This is a genomic window from Bacillus sp. NSP9.1 (assembly GCF_000465465.2).
Taxonomy (GTDB): Bacteria; Bacillota; Bacilli; order Bacillales; family Bacillaceae; genus Bacillus; species Bacillus sonorensis_A.
Genome location: NZ_CP048273.1, coordinates 1,092,084 through 1,110,538 on the forward strand (window position 1 = coordinate 1,092,084; position 18,455 = coordinate 1,110,538).

General features: G+C 46.2%; 19 protein-coding genes. 4 read left to right on the forward strand and 15 right to left on the reverse strand.

Going from position 1 to position 18,455, the window contains the following annotated elements:
• Genes M654_RS05365 through M654_RS05380 form a run of 4 tightly spaced genes read right to left on the reverse strand, consistent with a single transcriptional unit; the run spans window position 1 to window position 4,643 of the window.
• Window positions 1–1,479 (reverse strand): Na+/H+ antiporter subunit D, encoded by a 1,479-nt coding sequence (locus M654_RS05365; RefSeq protein WP_026588575.1) that lies wholly within the window; start codon window positions 1,477–1,479, stop codon window positions 1–3.
• Complete coding sequence (locus tag M654_RS05370) at window positions 1,472–1,813, reverse strand: Na(+)/H(+) antiporter subunit C (protein ID WP_026588574.1); 342 nt, start codon at window positions 1,811–1,813, stop codon at window positions 1,472–1,474. Before M654_RS05370 ends, M654_RS05365 begins: the two co-directional genes overlap by 8 nt.
• The gene (locus tag M654_RS05375) at window positions 1,813–2,244 is read right to left on the reverse strand and encodes a Na(+)/H(+) antiporter subunit B (protein ID WP_026588573.1); all 432 of its coding nucleotides are present in this window, start codon (window positions 2,242–2,244) and stop codon (window positions 1,813–1,815) included. Before M654_RS05375 ends, M654_RS05370 begins: the two co-directional genes overlap by 1 nt.
• The gene (locus M654_RS05380; RefSeq protein WP_026588572.1) at window positions 2,241–4,643 is read right to left on the reverse strand and encodes a Na+/H+ antiporter subunit A; all 2,403 of its coding nucleotides are present in this window, start codon (window positions 4,641–4,643) and stop codon (window positions 2,241–2,243) included. Before M654_RS05380 ends, M654_RS05375 begins: the two co-directional genes overlap by 4 nt.
• 245 nt (window positions 4,644–4,888) lie before the next feature.
• Here M654_RS05380 and M654_RS05385 point away from each other — a divergent pair, with 245 nt between their 5' ends.
• The gene (locus M654_RS05385; protein ID WP_026588571.1) at window positions 4,889–5,122 is read left to right on the forward strand and encodes a hypothetical protein; all 234 of its coding nucleotides are present in this window, start codon (window positions 4,889–4,891) and stop codon (window positions 5,120–5,122) included.
• 59 nt (window positions 5,123–5,181) lie between these two features.
• Here the strand turns inward: M654_RS05385 and M654_RS05390 are convergent, their stop codons facing one another.
• From M654_RS05390 to malK, 6 genes are all read right to left on the reverse strand, one after another.
• Window positions 5,182–6,525 (reverse strand): 2-hydroxycarboxylate transporter family protein, encoded by a 1,344-nt coding sequence (locus M654_RS05390; protein ID WP_035428452.1) that lies wholly within the window; start codon window positions 6,523–6,525, stop codon window positions 5,182–5,184.
• Between the two features lie 225 nt (window positions 6,526–6,750).
• On the reverse strand, window positions 6,751–7,542 hold the full coding sequence (locus M654_RS05395; protein ID WP_026588569.1) for a phosphatidylserine decarboxylase: 792 nt from the start codon (window positions 7,540–7,542) through the stop codon (window positions 6,751–6,753).
• Window positions 7,543–7,586: 44 nt separating this feature from the next.
• A complete protein-coding gene (locus M654_RS05400; protein WP_026588568.1) occupies window positions 7,587–8,069 on the reverse strand; it encodes a DedA family protein in 483 nt (160 codons plus the stop codon).
• Window positions 8,070–8,075: 6 nt separating this feature from the next.
• Entirely contained in the window at window positions 8,076–8,612 is a 537-nt protein-coding gene (pssA, locus tag M654_RS05405; protein WP_026588567.1) for a CDP-diacylglycerol--serine O-phosphatidyltransferase, read from the reverse strand.
• A gap of 275 nt (window positions 8,613–8,887) precedes the next feature.
• Window positions 8,888–9,595 carry a response regulator gene (locus tag M654_RS05410; RefSeq protein ID WP_026588566.1) on the reverse strand — a complete coding sequence of 236 codons (708 nt, stop codon included), beginning with the start codon at window positions 9,593–9,595 and terminating at the stop codon, window positions 8,888–8,890.
• The gene (gene malK, locus M654_RS05415) at window positions 9,588–11,189 is read right to left on the reverse strand and encodes a malate sensor histidine kinase MalK (protein ID WP_026588565.1); all 1,602 of its coding nucleotides are present in this window, start codon (window positions 11,187–11,189) and stop codon (window positions 9,588–9,590) included. Before malK ends, M654_RS05410 begins: the two co-directional genes overlap by 8 nt.
• A 185-nt stretch (window positions 11,190–11,374) precedes the next feature.
• Here malK and M654_RS05420 point away from each other — a divergent pair, with 185 nt between their 5' ends.
• Window positions 11,375–11,932 (forward strand): YufK family protein, encoded by a 558-nt coding sequence (locus tag M654_RS05420; RefSeq protein ID WP_026588564.1) that lies wholly within the window; start codon window positions 11,375–11,377, stop codon window positions 11,930–11,932.
• Window positions 11,933–12,090: 158 nt separating this feature from the next.
• Here M654_RS05420 and M654_RS05425 read toward each other — a convergent pair whose 3' ends face one another.
• The 3 genes from M654_RS05425 to M654_RS05435 all read right to left on the reverse strand — a co-directional run bounded on the left by M654_RS05425 (window position 12,091) and on the right by M654_RS05435 (window position 15,735).
• Entirely contained in the window at window positions 12,091–12,498 is a 408-nt protein-coding gene (locus M654_RS05425; RefSeq protein ID WP_026588563.1) for a thiol-disulfide oxidoreductase DCC family protein, read from the reverse strand.
• A 20-nt stretch (window positions 12,499–12,518) separates the two neighbouring features.
• Complete coding sequence (locus M654_RS05430) at window positions 12,519–14,396, reverse strand: transglycosylase domain-containing protein (RefSeq protein ID WP_026588562.1); 1,878 nt, start codon at window positions 14,394–14,396, stop codon at window positions 12,519–12,521.
• 97 nt (window positions 14,397–14,493) lie between these two features.
• Complete coding sequence (locus M654_RS05435; protein WP_035428450.1) at window positions 14,494–15,735, reverse strand: MFS transporter; 1,242 nt, start codon at window positions 15,733–15,735, stop codon at window positions 14,494–14,496.
• A 246-nt stretch (window positions 15,736–15,981) separates the two neighbouring features.
• Between M654_RS05435 and kapD the strand changes: the two genes are divergently transcribed.
• Complete coding sequence (gene kapD / locus M654_RS05440) at window positions 15,982–16,599, forward strand: 3'-5' exonuclease KapD (RefSeq protein ID WP_026588559.1); 618 nt, start codon at window positions 15,982–15,984, stop codon at window positions 16,597–16,599.
• A 28-nt stretch (window positions 16,600–16,627) separates the two neighbouring features.
• Here kapD and M654_RS05445 read toward each other — a convergent pair whose 3' ends face one another.
• Window positions 16,628–17,014 (reverse strand): kinase-associated lipoprotein KapB, encoded by a 387-nt coding sequence (locus M654_RS05445; RefSeq protein WP_026588558.1) that lies wholly within the window; start codon window positions 17,012–17,014, stop codon window positions 16,628–16,630.
• Window positions 17,015–17,069: 55 nt separating this feature from the next.
• Between M654_RS05445 and M654_RS05450 the strand changes: the two genes are divergently transcribed.
• On the forward strand, window positions 17,070–17,267 hold the full coding sequence (locus M654_RS05450; RefSeq protein ID WP_026588557.1) for a hypothetical protein: 198 nt from the start codon (window positions 17,070–17,072) through the stop codon (window positions 17,265–17,267).
• A 14-nt stretch (window positions 17,268–17,281) separates the two neighbouring features.
• On the opposite strand, the gene M654_RS05455 is transcribed toward M654_RS05450, so the two are convergent.
• Window positions 17,282–18,445: a MalY/PatB family protein gene (locus M654_RS05455; protein ID WP_026588556.1), complete on the reverse strand. Its 1,164-nt coding sequence runs from the start codon at window positions 18,443–18,445 to the stop codon at window positions 17,282–17,284.
• Between the last annotated feature and the right edge of the window lie 10 nt (window positions 18,446–18,455).

Consider the following 18,455-nt stretch of genomic DNA (forward strand, 5'->3'; position numbering starts at 1 on the left):
CTACTCCTTCAAAACGGCTTCAATATATTTTTCCGGGTTGACCAGCGTGTCGGCCGCCTGATGAAAATACGGTGCGACAAACTCGGTGCCGATTCCGATGGCAAGGGACAGAAAGAGCAGTATCGCCGCCGGATAAAGGTAGCTTTTGAGCGGTTTTGCCGCCGGGGCGTCTTCCCGTTCTTCACCCCAAAAGCCGTTAATAAAAATTTTCATAACGGAATATAATACGAGCAAGCTTGATAAAAGCATGAGCAGTGTGATGACGAACTCTCCGCTTAAAAATCCGCCTTCAGCGATTTTCAGCTTGCCGATAAATCCGCTAAAAGGAGGGACTCCGGCCAATGAAACGGCGGACATCATAAACATCCAGCCGAGGACGGGATGGTTTTTGATGAGTCCGCTCATTTTTTTCAGGTTGTGTGTTCCGGTCAGCGCAAAGAGCGTTCCGGCAAGCATAAACAGCGCTCCTTTGATGATCATATCATGAATCAGATAATAGATGGCCCCCTCGATCGACGCCGGTGTATTGGCGGCGATCCCCAAAAGGATCACGCCGACCGCTGTCACGATATTGTAGATGATGATTTTTTGGACATCCCAATATGCAATGGAGCCGATCACGCCGAAGATGATGGTGAGTGCCGCGAGCCAGACCATCAGCTGGTGGGTGAAAGCGGCATCTTGTGTGAAAATCAGCGTAAACACCCTTGCGATCGCGTACATTCCGACTTTGGTGAGGAGCGCTCCGAACAAAGCCGAGACTGGCGCAGGCGGTGCGTAGTATGAACCCGGCATCCAGAAGTAAAGCGGGAAAATCCCGCCTTTCAGACCGAAAACGATCAGAAATAATACGGCGATGACGGTGATCAGTCCGGTTTGGCCGGATTCAGCGATCCGAACGCTCAAATCCGCCATGTTCAAGGTCCCCGTCACAGCGTATAAATAAGCGACTCCAATGACGAACAGGGCGGAAGAAATGATATTAAAAACGATGTATTTTAAAGATTCCCGCAGCTGAATCTTCGTTCCCCCGATGACGATCAGTACATAAGAAGACATCAGCAATACTTCAAAGAAGACGAACAAGTTAAACAAATCTCCTGTCAAAAAAGCGCCGCTGACGCCTGCCAGGAGGAATTGGACAGCGGGATAATAAAAGAAGCGCTCCCGCTTTTCCCCGATGGAACGAAACGAATAAAGAACGGTCAGAAATCCGATGATGGCCGTTGTGAATGCGAGAAGGCTCGCGAACTGATCGGCGACAAGGCTGATCCCAAACGGAGGTTTCCAGCCGCCGACGTACAGCGTTTGGATGCCGTCTGTAAACACGGTTTGCACGAGGAAGCCTGCCGCAATCACAGCTGCAAGGGAAGATATGGCACTGAATACACGCATTAGTTTTATCGATTTGTTCATAAAGATAAGCAAAGCGGCTGCCAATAACGGAATGAGAATTGGCAGGATTACAAGATTATTCATGTTGATCATTTCCCCTCATTTGATCCATATCATCCATTTTCAGCTCCTGGTAGGCGCGGAAGGCCATGACCAAAAGAAATGATGTCACACCGAAAGCGATAACGATGGCCGTTAATATCAGAGCCTGCGGCAGCGGATCGACATATGATGCCGTTCCCTCTTTTAAAATGGGCGGAGCACCTTTTTTTAACCCTCCCATCGTCAGCAACAGAAGGTGGACGCCGTGGCTGAGAACGGCCGTTCCGATAATCACCCGCAGAAGGCTCTTGGACAGCATTAAATAAGTCGCTGCCATGAATAGGATCCCTACGATAAAAGACATTAAAATTTCCATTATTCTCTCTCTCCAATCGTCTGAATAATGGTCATGGTCACGCCGACCACCACGAGATACACGCCGATATCAAACAATACGGCGGTGGCAAGCTCCGTTTTCCCAAGCAGCGGAAGATCAAAATAATCAAAAGCGTGCGAGAGAAACTGAGCACCGAAGACAAAAGAACCGATCCCCGTGCTGAGGGATATCAATAATCCGGTTGCGGCCACATAAATAAAGTTGATGGGGAGAATGTTCTGCACCGTTTTTAAGTCATAGGCGAGCAATAGCAGCACGATTGACGAGGAGGTCATCAAACCGCCGATAAAACCTCCACCGGGATCGTTATGGCCGGCCATAAGAATGTGGAAAGAAAAGAGCAAAATAATAAAGGCGGCGATCTTCGTAACCGTTTGAAGGATCACATCATTTGTCTCGTGTTTTCTCAATGCTCTTCTCCCCCTTTCTCCATTCTTAGCTTGATCATTCCGTAAATGCCTAACGCGGCAATGGCAAGGACGGTAATTTCAAACAATGTATCAAATCCCCTGAAATCGACCAAAATCACGTTGACGATGTTATGGCCGCCCCCGAGTTTATAGCTGTTTTCGATAAAGAAAGCCGAAATGCTGTCCAGCGTCCGCTGGCTGTTTGCCGACAAAGCCAGAAGCGTTACGACCGCACCGACTCCGATCGAGACGATGGCATTGGTCAGCCTGAATTTTGCCGACTTCGGCTTGAATCTGAGCTTCGGTAAATGGTAGAAGCACAACAGGAACAGCGCCACGGAGATGGTCTCAATAATCAGCTGTGTCAGCGCCAGATCCGGCGCTCTGAAAATGACAAAGAATAACGCGAGCGTATAGCCGATGACACCGAGTCCGATAATCGCCGTCAGCCTTGACCGCGCGAAAACGGTCGTAAATGTCGCGGCAATCATCACGATCGACAGGACGAGCTCGTACACGCCGATTGAAGCATTTCCTTTGACGTCATATGAAAAGCCTCCTGTGATCGCAAGCGAGCCGCCGATGAGAACAATAAAAAAGACGAAAACATAGACAAGGTAATCGCGGAGAAAACCCGTCATATATCCCCTGGTCAACCTGTTGGAGCTCTTCTCAAGGCCGGTGAGGGAGCTGTCATAGAGCTTGTTCAGCGCCAGCTTTTCCGGGAACAGACCATAGACTTTTTTCCATTTGCTGATGGTCAAATATGCGAGAACTCCAAGGACAACGACCCCGACCGTCATGAAGAACTCCGGTGAAAAGTCGTGCCACATGTATATATGAACCTTGAACTTCTCATCATCGCCCAAAAGGGTCGGCATAATCGATGCGGCGGCAGGTTCGATGATGCTGTACGACAAAATGTTTGGGAAAAAGAAAAAAATCACAACGAGAGAGGCGAGAACAATCGGCGAAATCAGCATGCCGAGCGGAGCCTCATGCGCTTTTTTCTCCAGTTTTTCCGGCTGATATTTTCCGGTGAATGTTTTGAAAAATAAAACCATGCTGTAAATAAAGGTAAACACGCTGCCGATCCATGCCAAAACAGGAAGCAGGACACCCCATGTATCGGCATGATAAAGACCGAAATCCGTGATTCTGAGCATGCTGGTGAAAAACATTTCTTTACTCAGAAAACCGTTGAACGGCGGCAGTCCGGCCATCGAAAACGCGCCGATCAGCGTGATCGTAAAGGTGATCGGCATGACCGTCATCAAACCGCCGAGCCTGCGGATGTCTCTCGTTCCTGTTTCATGGTCGATAATCCCGACGGCCATGAACAGGCTGCCTTTGAATGTCGCATGGTTGATCAAGTGAAAGACGGCGGCGATAACCGCGACCATGTAATATTCAAAGTTTTGATAGTGCAATGCGGCGGAGCCGACGCCAAGCATCGACATCACCATCCCGAGCTGGCTGACCGTCGAAAATGCGAGAATCGCTTTCAAATCAGTCTGTTTGACCGCATTGAAAGAGCCCCAGAACAGCGTGACAATCCCCGTAATTGAGACAATCCAAAACCATTCTCCCGAAAAAGCGAAGATTGGTGTGAATCTTGCGACAATATAAATACCCGCTTTTACCATTGTAGCGGAGTGCAGATAGGCACTGACGGGTGTCGGCGCTTCCATGGCATCAGGAAGCCAGATATAAAATGGAAATTGCGCCGATTTTGTAAAGGCGCCGATTAAAATCAACACGAGTGCGGGAATATAGAAGCCGCTGGCCGAGATGAGATCGACCTGGCCGATCATCTCTCTAATGCTGAATGAACCCGTTATCGTGTAAAGCAGGATGAAGCCCCCGAGCATCGCCAGACCGCCGAAAATCGTGATAAGCATCGATTTTGTTGCGCCATAGCGCGATTTTTCCCGCTTGTACCAATAGCCGATAAGCAGAAAAGAGGATATGCTGGTCAATTCCCAAAATAGATAAAGTACAATGACGTTATCAACAAGAACAACTCCGAGCATTGCGCCCATAAACATGAGCAGGTAAACGTAAAACGGTCCGAGCTGTTCTTTTTCTTTAGACAGATAGTAGATGCTGTAGAGGACAACCAAAGAGCCGATCCCTGTTATCAAGAGGGCAAACAGCAGTCCGAGGCCGTCGACATAAGCGGTGAAATTGATCCCGAAGGACGGAATCCACTCCATGACGGCTTTTAATGTGCCGCCATCGGCCGTCATCCCGATCATACGGAAAAAATAAATAAATAAGAGAACAGGAAGTACCAGGACAAACCATCCCGTATGAATCTTCCGGGCGTATTTCGCCAAGAGCGGGATCAAGAAAGCGAGTGCAAAAGGCGATAAAATAGCAATATGTAAAGACGTCATCGTTAACCTCCCTTAGGTAGCATGTATAAATACATTCTGATCCATACTAAAATTTTCAAACGTTATGTACTTTTTTAGAGCTGGTGACCTAGACAAATTATAACTCAAATTTTAATCGGCTGCATGATCGCAAAAGGTTTGCTGTTTATGTGGTCTTATGAACCTGAAAACAATTTTAACAAAAAATGAACGATTTGTATAATGGAAAGTTTTTTTGAACAAGCTGAAAACTGAGGTGATGAAAGATGAAAAGAAAAGCTTTTGTCAGCTGCAGTTTATTTTGTTCGCTTTTTGCGGGAGCGTTTCTGATCAACAGGGAAATGACCCGTGAGGCTCCAGCCGATGCAGAAGCCGCCGAAAAACGGCAGTACCGCGGCGATTACACCCCGATTAAAACAGGGACCGATGATATGCGCTTCACAACGAATGAACGCGTCCCTTTTAAACCGAGAGAATATATCAGAGTTGAAAAACGCTGAAAGCAAAAAAGGAATCCGATCGTATAGATCAGACTCCTTTTTGTTTTTTTATGCGCTTTTTACGAGGTGAAAAGCTTCAATAATATAGTCGCCGCAATGACGGTGGACGCACCTCCGATACGCGTTGAAATTTGCGCGAAAGGCATGAGCCCCATCCGTCCTGAAGCTGAAAGAATCGCGACATCCCCGGTTCCGCCAAGTCCGCTGTGGCAGCCTGTGACGATGGCTGATTCTACAGGATACATGTTCATTAATTTTCCGACGTAGTATCCTGATGCCACCATCGCAATTACGACAGAAGCACAAACGGCGATAAAGCGAAGCGAGATGACGGATGCGACATCATCAAGCGGGATATAAAGAATGCCAAGTCCGACCATCAATGGCCACGTAAAGCTTGAGGACATGAATTTGTAAAGCTGGTGAGCGCCTTTTTCCATGCTCGCCGGCAGAAGCTTCGCGTATTTGACCAGGGCTGCGGAGATAATCATTAAAATCGCTCCCGGAATCGCGATGAACTTGGATACCAGGCCGCCGAAAATGAAGAATGAACAAGCGATCAAGACGCCCGCGCCCATTAATTTCAAATCGATTTTAGCTTCCTCTTCTTTCTGATTGAATAATTCATGATCTTTGTTCGATTTGACGAGGCGTCCGTTCCCGTTTAATTCCGGCCGTTTTTCACCAAGTTTTTTCATCAGGCCTGCGGCGATAATCGCCACCACGTTTCCGATAATAGCGGCTGGAATCAGCTGTGATACAAACGCTTCATGAGACTGGCCCAATATTTGCGAGTAGCCGAGAGAAAGCGGCAAGATCCCTTCGCCGATGCCGCCGGCGATAATCGGCACAATGATAAAGAAAAATGCTTCATAAGGACTGTAGCCAAATAAAAGGCCGACAAGAATTCCGGCGGTCACAGCGGCGATCGTACCGGCCAAAAGCGGAACGAACATTCTCATAAACCCTTGAATCAAAACCGTCCGATGCATGCCCAAAATGCTTCCCGCTACAAGGCAGGCGATATAGAAATATAGAAAATTCGATGTCTTCATCAGTGTGGTAACCGCTTCCAAAGAAACGGGATTCAACACTTTAAAAAAGACTAAAAATGAAGGAACGAACAACGATAGAATAGCCGGACCGCCGATGTCTTTCAAGATCGGAATGCGCTGTCCGACATCCCCGAGAATGATTCCGAGAATCATGATGATGGCAAAGCCGCCGAGCATGTCATTCGGCAGTTGATTGAAATAGGCTGCCAAAAAAATAATCAGTGCGAGCGCAATGTACAGCGGGAAGGGAATCACACCAACCTTCCAGCTGATCAATTTTTGGAAAATATTTTTATTTTGTTGATCATTCTGATTTGTAATCGGTTTCAAATCTTTTGCTGCTTCCATGAAAAACACCCCCATGTTTGTATGGTTTCAATTGTAGAAGAGAAGTGTCAATTTTGTGCGTTTTTTTAATTAAAATAAGTGATTGATAATTAAATAAAAGAGAGAAAAGGGTGTTTTCTTTGCTGAATCAGCATATTTTATAGGAATTTTGACTTAAATGGGGAGCTTTTGGCCCCGTTTTTTAAAGTGAGGAATAAAAAATCCCCCGAAGTCGTTTTCGGGGGATTACGAAGTCCGCTTTGTCAGAGAGCCCAGCACATCTCCCATTTTGACTTTCAGTGAGGGGCCGAGGCGCTCAGCGGGGACAAAGGTGTCTTTTTCAAACAGGAGAATAACGGTTGAACCGAACGAAAAATAAGCGATTTCTTCTCCTTTCCGCCATTCAGTTGAATTCGACAGCATGACGATCGAGTTAATATACATCGCGCCAACCTTCACCAGTAAGGCTGAACCATATTGATGCCTGAATTCGGAAATCATTCTGTGGTTTTTCGTCAGCGGCGATTTTCCATATGTCAAACCGATGGTGTTCACCGGGTATGAAGCGCTTCCCAATGAATATTGTTTTTCAAGCGTCCCGTCGGCCGGGCTGTGGATTCTGTGGTAGTCTCTCGGACTTAAATAGATGATGATATATGTTCCGCCTATATAGCGGCTTGCGACTTCATCTCTGTCGATCATTTCCTCCAGAGAATAAGGCTTATTTTTCACAATAAACTGTTTGTCGGAAGAGATTGTGCCCCATTCTTCAACAACCCCGTCCACCGGACTGATCAGGCTGTTTGGATCAGAGGGAAGCGGGCGCACTCCGTTTTTCAACTTTCTGATGAACAGCTCATGCAGACTGTTAAAAGAGCCGACGTCTTCCAGCATTTCTTCGGTGTTGATACGAAAGGTTTTGATATAGGAGGGGATGAGCGGTTTGCTGAGCTTTGACTGGGCAAATCTTTTCAATGCCGTTGAAACTTTCTTTTTATTTGTCAATTCAATCAAACATCGGTAAAGCCGCTTTTTCAAGCTGTTCACTCCTTTTGTTGTCATCGGTAAAAAGCAGCCTGCTTTTATATAACGCCGAGCGTATAGCCGATCGTAATAAAAACGAGACACCAAATTAAAGCTCCTGAACCGGCATATATCAGAAACCTTTTCATTTTCATTTCGTTCATTCCGGACAAATAGCATGTGACATGGCGAATGCCGGGAACAAAATAGCCGAACACAATCGTCCACGGACCGTATTTATCAAACCAGCGGTGAACAGTATCCAATCTTTTCGGCGTTAAACCGATCCATTTACCGAACCTGTCAAGCAGCGGCTTGCCGATTTTATTCCCTAAAAAATAGCTGATGATCATCCCCGACAACGCACCGGAGAAACTGATCAACAGCGACAGCTCATAGTTTAGGATATGTATAGAAGACAGATACCCGACAAATGTCATCATCACCTCGTCGGGTATCGGAAGGCCTACGATGCCGAGCACGAGCATGCCGAATATCGCAAAATACCCGTAGTGGGAAATTAATTCTTTTGCCAACTCCATGAAATCCTAGCTCACTTTCTTCAATAGATTTTTCCCTTTTAAACTGATGACTCTGATTTTGCTGACCATGAGATAGGACAAACATAAAGAGAACATAATGACCGTTTTTGGGCCGATAATCCCCCATAAAAGGTTGAGGCACACCAAAATGGTGCCGGCAGCGGTAATAGGCAGCCCCGTAAAATAAGTTTGGTTCTCAGATTGAATATTAAATCGGGCCAGCCGCAGAGCCCCGCAGACCGGGAATAATAGTGTAGAAGGGAGGCCCAGAACCGGAGCATCATGAAAAACGATCGAATATGTAATAATAGCCGGAGCGACACCGAACGTAATAATATCAGACAAAGAATCCAACTCTTTTCCGAACAGGCTGACGGCGTTTAATTTCCGCGCCGCCATGCCGTCAAGGCTGTCCAAAATGGCGCCGATGATCACAAATATAATCGCTAAAAATAAATACCCTCTGAATGCCAGCAATATTGAAGACAAGCCTGAAACAAAGTTTCCAATCGTTATCAAAGAAGGTATGATAGATTTTTTCAATGTTTTCGCATCCTTTAAATAAAGCCGATTAATATAGAAATAAACAATAGTTAATTGTATACGATTTAAACTGCATCTGCAATAAAATTCCTGTCATGATTTGCTAACAAGACTTTTTCATCATACCATAAAAGTGGTAAAAACATTGCCGCCCTCGCAAAAATTTTATCTTCAATTAAGGTCCGGGCAAATAGAGATGCCCTCTTATTCCATCAATCTATTTTCGATCCCGCGAAAAATCCCCTTCCGCCTGATGGCAAAAAGGGGAGGAGGATTTATAAATATTGATTGATCGCGTTCATGTCATTGGTATTTAATTTATATTGGAATACCGGTCTTCCGATGGTCCCATAGGCCATTTCCACATCCAATACTTCGATTTCCTCAAGGAATTTCAAATATTTGCGGATGGAAACCTGCGAAATTTCGGTGTGCTTGGCTAAATCCTCCGTCGTGAACGTCATGCTGTCAAACGATTTGATGCTTGACCAAATAAGCTTCAGCGTGCTTTTTGTCAGCCCTTTTGGCAAATGGACTTTTTCCGGTGTCCGCTTTTTTTGGAACAGCTCGACATCCAGTTCTTTTTGGCTGATGTTCCGGTTGCTTGAATAGAGGTGCTGTTTCCGTTTGTAATCGGTGAGTGCGGACTGAAACCGTTCAAATTCAAACGGCTTGATTAAATAATCGACAGCTCCGAAGCGCAACGTTTTTTGCACAACGTCCATCTCGCTCGCCGCTGAGATGACAATCACATCGACGGCCTTGTTTTGCCGCCTGATTTCCGTTAACAGTTCGACTCCGTTTCTGCCGGGCATATAAATGTCAAGCAGAATTAAATCGATGTGCTCCTCTCTGAGAACGGAGAGAGCCTCTCTGAAAGAAGCGGCGACGCCTTTTAACTGAAAGCCGTCGATTTGGCTGAGGTAGCGCTTATTCAGTTCTCTCACCATTGGGTCATCTTCAACGATTAATACATCAATCATAGTCATCCTCCTTTGGTTCATACGGTATGCGGAGACTGAATGTCGTTCCTTCATGTTTTTCGCTCGTGACGACAATATGTCCGTTTACATTTTCCAGGGCTTGCTCGACAAAATAAAGTCCGAATCCGCGGTTGGCGCCTTTTGTTGAAAAGCCTTGATCAAACATTTTCTCCTGCTCCTCTTGCGATAAGCCGATACCCGTATCTGTGACTTCAATGTCCAGAAGGCCGTCATGATACCGGAAAGAAATCGAAATATTTTTTTTGTCAGCAGAGGAGACGGCGTCCAGCGCATTGTTGAGGAGATTTCCGATGACGGTGATCAAGTCGTGGATCACCGCAGTGTTTGCGGCATTCGGAATCCTTGTGCTGCAATGGACTTCAAGGACGGCACCCTGTTCTCTTATATAGCTTTGCTTGCCAAGCAAAAAGCCGGCGAGCACGGAATTTTTAATGTGGTTGATAATTTCGTTCGCTTCGGCCTGCTGATAGATCGCGATGTCTTTAATATAGTTGCCAAGCTCATCATAATTTTTCAGCTGGACAAGTCCAAGAATGACATGAAGCTTGTTCATGAACTCATGGGATTGCGCTCTGAGCGCGTTTGCGTACATTTTAACGCCAGAAAGCTGTTCAGCTAAGTGTTTGACCTCGGTTTTGTCGCGAAATGTAGCAATGGCCCCGACGATGTCTCCTTTTTTTAAATGGATCGGAACCTCGTTAAAGACAAGCTCAAGCCCGTTGATCCTAACGTCGCGGTCATTGACCGGCTGCTGGGTGTTAATGACCTGCTTCAGCCGGGTGTTTGGCAGAAGCTCGCTCACGTCCCGATCAATCGGATTTTCATCGATCCCCATTTTTTTGAAGAGGCGTTTTGCTTCCGCGTTGGCAAGCTTGATTTTTCCGTTTTGGTCGACGGCGAGAATGCCTTCTTTGGTCGATTCAAGCATGGCGCTCCGCTCGTTCAAAAGCGTTGCGATTTCATACGGTTCCATGCCGAACATGATCGTTTTCACTTTTCTGGCCACGATGACGGCTCCAATGATGCCGACACAGATGCTGAGGACAATGACCGTATATAAAGGCCGAAGATTTTGCTCGATGATCTGCTCAATTTCGTTAAGAGTGATGCCGACGGCAACGGCGCCGACCTGTTTTCCTTTTTCATTGAAGACGGGAACAAAAGCTCTCAGTGATTCACCAAGCGTACCTTTCGCCGTGCTGATATGCTGATGGCCTTTCAGCGCCTCTTTTTCATCTCCGCCCGCAAATTTCTTTCCGATTTTGTCGGGATCCGGATGGGTTTTTCGAATGCTGTTCATGTCCATGACGACGACAAATTCGGTCTTTGTCGCTGCTTGAACACGGCGTGTATAGCGCTGCAGCTCTTTGTATCGGCCGCTTTCAAGCGACTGCGCCGTAATCGGAGCTTCAGCGACCATCTTCGCCGTCTGGAGCGCGATCGTCTGCTCCTGCTCGCGGATATCCCGTGCGGTTTCCGCGCCAATCATAAAAAAAGTGATGAATAAAGAGATAAAGACAACAACACAGACAAAGATCGTTAACCGTGTCTGCAGCTTTAATGTTTTTTTCAATGGCGATTCCTCGCGATCTATTGATAAAGTCAACAAGTAATACTTTACAGGTAATTGGCGAATTTGTGAAGAATCCTGCATGTCCCTTGACATAAACTTAGATTAAAATAATGGAAAATATTCTTGTCAACAGGTACTAAGTCGTACATAATGAATGATGGAACATATCAGAAAGGGTCTTTTTTATGAAAAATACGTATATATCAGGTTTTTTCCCGTTTATTGCAATCCTTCTTTTTAGTTCATCGTTGGCCATTTCCTCCGTGATGTATGCTATGCAGGTCCTGTCATCCTTCGGTATTTATAAAGGGATGCTTGAGTTTTTTTCTGAGAGCGGTATTAGAATGGCCTTATTTATCGTGTTTGCGCTTGTCTTTTTTATGGTGTTTTCCGCACTCAAGCTGATTGCCAATACGGTAACAGAACTCTCGCTTTTATTTTTTGCCAAGGATCCTGAAGGGGCAAACTTGAAGAAAATCAGGGCCGGTTCCGCGATTTATCTCGGAGCGAGCCTTTTGTCCTTTATTTTTGTCCAATATGCGATAGGAATTGCAGCGATTCTCGTATTGGCGACACTTGTTTACTTTGTCTATATCGTGTATACGATTCACGGTACGCTGTCATTTTTTTCACTCATCGGTTTTGTGATGTTTGAACTGTTGTTTTGGTTTACATTTTTGATCGGAACGATCTATATTGTCATCAAGCTTTACAACAGCATGATGGCCAGCTTGCCTGTATAGGCGGATTAGGCTAAAAAAAACGACGACGACGACGTAGGTACGTACGTTACGTTACGTACGGTAACGGTACGGTTTACCGGGTTTTTTAACGGGTTTTAACGGTTAACGTTAAACCGTTTTTAACCAGCATGGACATTTGTCCAGACGTCGTCGTTTTTTTAGGATAGAAACCTTTTTCTGATTTCTGGTCCCGGGATCGTGCATTCATTTTTTTGGCCAAACCATTTATAGCGGTTTTTCGCAATCAGGCTGTAGACGGCGTCGCGAAGCGGGCGCGGCACGATTAGAAAGACGGCCGCCGCCTTCCACGGACCTGAAAGGTTTTTCAGCACGCGGAGCGCCGCCGCCGATTTTTGGTAGATGCGGCCGTTATCGATCAATATAAAGCTGTCAAAATGATCGGTTGGGAGCTGATGGTTCTTGAGCAGCTCCCCGCCGATGTCGGATTGCAGAGAAGCGAAGGAAAATAAGCCTTTCGGATCATGTTTAATGATGAACTGAACAGCTCCGTCACAAAAATTGCAGATGCCATCAAACAGAACGATGCGATCAGGCATTTCCGTCATACGTGCATCAGCTCTCCCTTCTAATATGCGTATTGAAGCGTCCCTTTCCATATTAAAAGCTGGGGTCCTGTATGATGAAGAAATTCGACATTGCCTTTTTTCTCTTTTCCAACCCATACACTCATTGTATACGTATCGGTCAATCCGACAAACCACAGGTCTCTGTAGTCGTTTGACGTTCCCGTCTTGCCTCCGACATATCCACCGCTGAAATTGGCTTTTCGTCCGGTTCCTTCTTGAACAACCGCTGACAAGAGGATGCGCAATTGATTGTTTGTCCGCGGGCTGAAGACCTGCTTCGGTTTATCTTTCCACTTGTAAAGCGTTTTTCCTTTTAAATTCGTAACCTTTGTGATCGCATGGCTTGGCGTATAGCTGCCATCATTGCCAAACGTCGTATAAGCGTTCGCCATCTCAAGCGGTGAAAAGCCATCCGTAAACCCGCCCAAAGCGGCTGGGAGACGGTAGTCCTTCGGATCGATTTTTTCAAATCCAAACGGCTCTAAATAGCTGAACCCTTTCTGGACGCCGATTTGATTCAACGCCCGGACGGCCGGTGTATTATAGGAATATTTAAAAGCCGTTTTGATCGAGACGGTTCCATATGTTTTTTCATTAAAGTTGTTCGGGCAGTAATCTTTGCTGCAAAATCTGCTGGCATCGATCATGCTGCCGGCCGTGGCGCCCGTTTCTTCCATATAAGGTCCGTAGTCAAGCAGCGGCTTGATCGATGAGCCGGGCTGCCTATGGGCTTGATAAGCCAGGTTGAAATCGTATTTCTTATAATTTTTCCCGCCCGACATGGCGACGATTTGATGGGTTTGGTGGTTGATGACGACGGCACCTCCCTGGACTTCTGTATACGGGAGCCGGCTGTTGACTTGCTGGACGACTCTGTTTTGCATCTCGGGATCAAGCGCCGTGTAGATTTTAATGCCGCCTGTCAAAAGGGAGCTGATCCGGTTTGACAGCTCTTTTTCAATTTTCTCCTTCTCTTCCTTTGTTTTCGCCTTTTTCAGCCGTTTGTCAAAGCCTTCGGAAGACGAAACCAATTTGGTGAATTCATCATTGACATATGTTGCGTAATCGGGATAGGCGTCTTTCTTTTCTTTCACATTGAGTTTAATTTTTTCCTTGACCGCTTTTTTATATTCTTTCTCATTGATGACGCCCGCTTCTCTCAGCTCTCCGAGAAGCCGTTTTTGACGGGTTTTTGTGTAGTCAAAATGTTTCAAAGGATCATATAATGTAGGGTTATTAGGGATCGCGCAAATAAACGCCGTTTCAGCGAGCGTAAGAGATTTGAGCGGCTTGTTGAAATAATATCTGGACGCAGATCCAATCCCGTATACGCCATTATTAAAATAAATCGTATTTAAATATTTCTCGAAAATCTCTTCTTTTGATAGCTTTTTTTCAAGCTGATAGGAATACAGAAGCTCTGTCAGCTTGCGGTCGAAAGTCCGTTCATGGCTCAAATACAAGTTTCGCGAGAGCTGTTGGGTAATCGTGCTCGCTCCCTGATCAATGCCGCCTTTTTTAAAATTGGCTGCGGCGGCCCGGACCATCCCGAGAAAGTCAAAGCCTTTATGTTGAAAGAAATGGCGATCCTCCGATGTCAAAAACAGCTGCTTGACATGTTCGGGAATATTTTTGTAAGAGACAAACACCCGATTCTGGTGATCAGAGACAATCTCTGAAATCAGGGCGCCGTCCCTGTCATACATGTAGCTGTTTTGTACAAGGCCGATGTCCTTTAAGTTGATTTTCTCATCGAGCACTTGGTCGAGAGGCTTCATTTTTTCGGCTTCTTCACCTGAGGCCATTAAAGTATATACAAATATGGGAATAAACATGATCAGCAAAATCCATCCAAGGATCAAACGCAATTTTGTCACTCTATGTCACACTCTTTTCGCTAAATTCTAGCCATATCGTACCATTCTTTTTCAAGATCGAGAAGAATAATTTGATAGATTTCCTTATTTTTATATGTCAGCTTGCCTTTGCTTCTGATTTCTTTTGCTGGGACCTTTGGAACAGCAGGAGGCAGGCTCCGCTGAAAAAGAGAACAGCGGTTGCGTAAAAGGCGGAAGAAATGCCGAAACCGCTTGACAGCATACCGCCGAGCACCGGACCGATCACATTGCCCAAAAATCTGAAGCTGACATTGTAGCCAAGCACTTCCCCCTGGATGTCACCCGGTGTTTGAACGCGGATGGATGCCGTGATGCAGGGAATCATTCCGCCTAAGGCAATTCCGAATAGAAATCTGAAAGCCACAAGCGTTTCATAAGTCGATGTGAGCCCTTGGGGAATGACACATCCCGCTGCCAAAAGCGACAGTATGGCTAATATTTTTCCATGCCCGAACCGGTCGCCCAAGGCACCCCATTTTCTCGCGGCCAAAAGGTTTCCGAGACCGGTTGCTGAAAAAGCGAGCCCGGAAAAAAACGCAAGGTGCTCTGGGCCGTGCAGCTCGCTGACATACAAGGCGAGCAGCGGCTGGACGCTGAAGTTCCCGATTTGAATCACCGCCGTCAGCACCATGACAGTGATCAGCGGACGCCGTTTTAATATCGTTAGGAGCACTTGTTTTCTTGTATATGGAACCGTCCGGCTGCGATGCGCTTTCAGCGGATGTTCCCGGACACCGACAAAAACGAGGAAAACCGCACCGTAAATCACAAACGCCGTAATAAAAAAGGTATATGTAAAACCGGCATGATCGGCGAGAAGGCCGCCGAGCAACGGGCCGAACAATCCTCCCGATACCGTGCCCATCTGCAATGTGCCAAGCGTTTTGCCGGCTTTCGATTTCGGCGTCTGCGCCGAAATCATCGCGAGGGAGGTAGGGATGAAGCCTGTGACAAGGCCCATTGCCATTCTCAGAAAAAACAGCTCATATACAGAGGAGACAATCGACATGAGGAGAATGCTCGTTCCAATGCCGGTCCCGGTGATCAGCAGAATTTTTTTATAGCCGTGTTTATCACCGAATCTCCCCCAAAAAGGAGAGACCAAAAAAGCCATCAAAAATGTGACGCCAAACACATATCCGCTCCATTTTTGCGTAAATCCGTCGGAGTAGCTGCCGAGCGTCTCGATATAGAGAGAAAGAAACGGCAGAACCATTGTGGAGCTTGCCGCGACAAAAAAATTTGCAAACCACATGATGACTAGGTTTTTCTTATGAACAGAGATGAGAATCACCTTCTTAAAAAAATGAAGTTCCATTTCATTATAAAGGAAATGTTGCAGAAGGACGGGACGGGCGACTTTTCGATGTGAAAAAGGCGTTTGAATGAATTTTCGTCATTTTCAGAAAATATGAGCGTGAATATAGAAATATAATGATATAATAAAAGAAAGAAGAACGGAATTTTTAAAAAAACAGACAATGAGCCTTGGCCCCGGACGATCAACATCCGCTGCCCACAGTTGGGAAGGTTTTATACTGCGATAGAAAGGCAGGTGTGAACATTGAAACAAAGCCCCTTACTTGTTATTGATTTTGAATTTACAATGCCGGAGGGGAAGTATCATCCGCAAAATTTTTTCCCGGAGATTATCGAAGCAGGGATTGTAAAGGCGGTTGATGATGAGGTGGTTGAAACGTTTTCAAGCTATATCAAGCCAAAGAAGTTTCCCAAGCTGACGCGGCGCTGCAAATCTTTTTTGAACATTACGCAGGAAGAAGTCGATCAAGGCATTACATTTCAAGCATTGATTGAAAAGCTGAAAGAGCTTGATCCTGATCAAAACAGCGTCATCATTACATGGGGAAACATGGATATGAAAGTATTAAAGCAAAATTGCATGTTTAACCATGTCGCGTTTCCATTTAAAGGAGAAATGAGGGATCTGTCGATGGAGTACAAGGAATTCTTTGGCGACAAAACGTTGACGAATTTGTGGAAAGCGGCTGAGGAGTACGGGGACTCCGGCACCGGGAAGCAGCATAAAGCGCTTGATGACGCCATGACGACCTATAAATTATTTCAGCTTGTCGAACGTGATAAACAGTACTTGGAGAATCCGAAGCCGACGACGATCGGCGACCGGATCGATCTGTCAAAGGTATTTCCCCATGCAACATAAACAACCCAATCTTAAACAGAAGATTGGGTTATTTGTTTGGAAAATACTCTTTTTCAAGTGCAGCGGCGCATGCCAGCGATTTCGCCGCGTAATCTGACGGATCGTTTGCCAATTCCGCTTGAAAACGGCTCAGCGCCTCGCGAAGTGAATCCTCGTAATCCGGCACAGGGCCGTCGTAAGGCTTCACCATATGGTGCGGAATGTTTGTCTGCTCACGGTAAGCGAGAGCCTTTCGTTCATGGAAAAATGCCACTTCGGCATCTTTGGGATGATGAAGATCCCCCTGCTTCGGATGGGTTAAGACGGCGAGAATTTTCACTAAATAGTGCATCGGCTTGATATCCGTTATTTCTCCTATATAAACGCCTGTTTTATAAAAACCTTTTACCTGATCTCCGACTTGAAACTGATTCACTGCGTCCACCTCCAAATGGTATGATTATATTTGGAAACAATAAACAATCGGGGGAGTGGCGCCATTGCTCATTCAGTTTATGCTTTATTTTCCTGAAGATAAAAGAGAGTATATTCCTTCTTTTATCACGTTGGCCATTTTCTTTATCATCGCTCTTTTTGTATTCCGGCTGATCATCAGACATTCCAGAAAAGAAGCTGAAAAAGCGGAAAAGCTCGAACAAGAAATGCAGCAAGAAACGCATAAACGATAGACATGCCGTGATGCTTATGAAAAAGCCGTTTTTAAGCGGCTCAGTCCGTCCTTTACCACGGACAGTGAACATCCGACATTCATTCTGACAAACCCTTCTCCACCCGGGCCGTACTTCGGTCCGGATTCAAGAATCAGCTTTCCTTTATGAAGGAGCCTGCGCTTCAATTCCTGATCTGACAGTTCGAGGGCTCTGCAGTCCAGCCATGCTAAATATGAGGCATCCGGCTTCATCATCCGCACCTCAGGCAGCTCCTGCTGCAAAAAGCGGCTCACTTCCTCCATATTATGTTCGATATAGGGGATTAATCGGTCCAGCCAAGGTTCGCCTTTTGAATATGCGGCTTCAATGGCTGAGACCGCAAATGCGTTTAGCGATGACAGCCCTTGGCGCTGCATCACCTGTGTGAAAGCCGCCCTTTTCGCCCGGTCGGGAATGATGATGGCCGAGGCCTGCAGTCCGGCCAAATTAAATGTCTTGCTCGGAGCGATGCATGTGATCGAAAGCTCTGCGAATTCCCGGGAATTCGAGGCAAACGGGGTATGTTTGCGCCCATACAGCATCAAATCGGAATGAATTTCGTCAGAAATGACCGTCACCCCATGGGCAAGGCAGAGCTCGCCAAGCTTTGTCAGTTCTTGTTTCGTCCAGGAGCGGCCGGAAGGATTATGCGGGCTGCAAAGAATGAAAAGCTTCACATCCGGTTCGCTCAAGCTTTTTTCAAGATCGGCAAAATCGATCTCATAGCGTCCGTCTTGTTCGATTAAAGGGTTATGTAATACAGACCGTCCGTTTTTCGTCACCATGTCAAAGAACGGGGTGTAAACAGGCGGCTGAACGACGACTTTGTCACCCGGTTCAGTGAATGCCTGGACAGCGGTGGCAATCGCTGTAACGATGCCGGGGCTGAACGTAATAAACGACGGTTCAGTCTCCCAGCCGTGGCGGCTGTTGAGCCAGCTGACGACAGCTTCCTTCGTTTTTGCGCCTGCCGACGTATAGCCGAAAACCCCGTGCTCCAGGCGCTCTTGAAGAGCATCAATAACCGCTTCAGGCGCGCGGAAGTCCATATCCGCCACCCACATCGGCAGCGCGTCATTGACGCCGAATAATTCTTGTGTTAAATCCCATTTCACAGACTGCGTTCCGCGTCTGTTATGTTCTGTATTAAAATCCATGATCTCACCT

Excerpts from the sequence above, each read along its gene's own strand:
- M654_RS05410 (WP_026588566.1), bottom strand. The coding sequence starts at position 9,595 with ATGATTGATGTATTAATCGTTGAAGATGACCCAATGGTGAGAGAACTG.
- M654_RS05365 (WP_026588575.1), bottom strand. The coding sequence starts at position 1,479 with ATGAATAATCTTGTAATCCTGCCAATTCTCATTCCGTTATTGGCAGCC.
- M654_RS05435 (WP_035428450.1), bottom strand. The coding sequence starts at position 15,735 with ATGGAACTTCATTTTTTTAAGAAGGTGATTCTCATCTCTGTTCATAAG.
- M654_RS05425 (WP_026588563.1), bottom strand. The coding sequence starts at position 12,498 with ATGACGGAAATGCCTGATCGCATCGTTCTGTTTGATGGCATCTGCAAT.
- M654_RS05380 (WP_026588572.1), bottom strand. The coding sequence starts at position 4,643 with ATGACGTCTTTACATATTGCTATTTTATCGCCTTTTGCACTCGCTTTC.
- M654_RS05390 (WP_035428452.1), bottom strand. The coding sequence starts at position 6,525 with ATGGAAGCAGCAAAAGATTTGAAACCGATTACAAATCAGAATGATCAA.
- M654_RS05370 (WP_026588574.1), bottom strand. The coding sequence starts at position 1,813 with ATGGAAATTTTAATGTCTTTTATCGTAGGGATCCTATTCATGGCAGCG.
- M654_RS05455 (WP_026588556.1), bottom strand. The coding sequence starts at position 18,445 with ATGGATTTTAATACAGAACATAACAGACGCGGAACGCAGTCTGTGAAA.
- M654_RS05420 (WP_026588564.1), top strand. The coding sequence starts at position 11,375 with ATGAAAAATACGTATATATCAGGTTTTTTCCCGTTTATTGCAATCCTT.
- M654_RS05385 (WP_026588571.1), top strand. The coding sequence starts at position 4,889 with ATGAAAAGAAAAGCTTTTGTCAGCTGCAGTTTATTTTGTTCGCTTTTT.
- M654_RS05400 (WP_026588568.1), bottom strand. The coding sequence starts at position 8,069 with ATGGAGTTGGCAAAAGAATTAATTTCCCACTACGGGTATTTTGCGATA.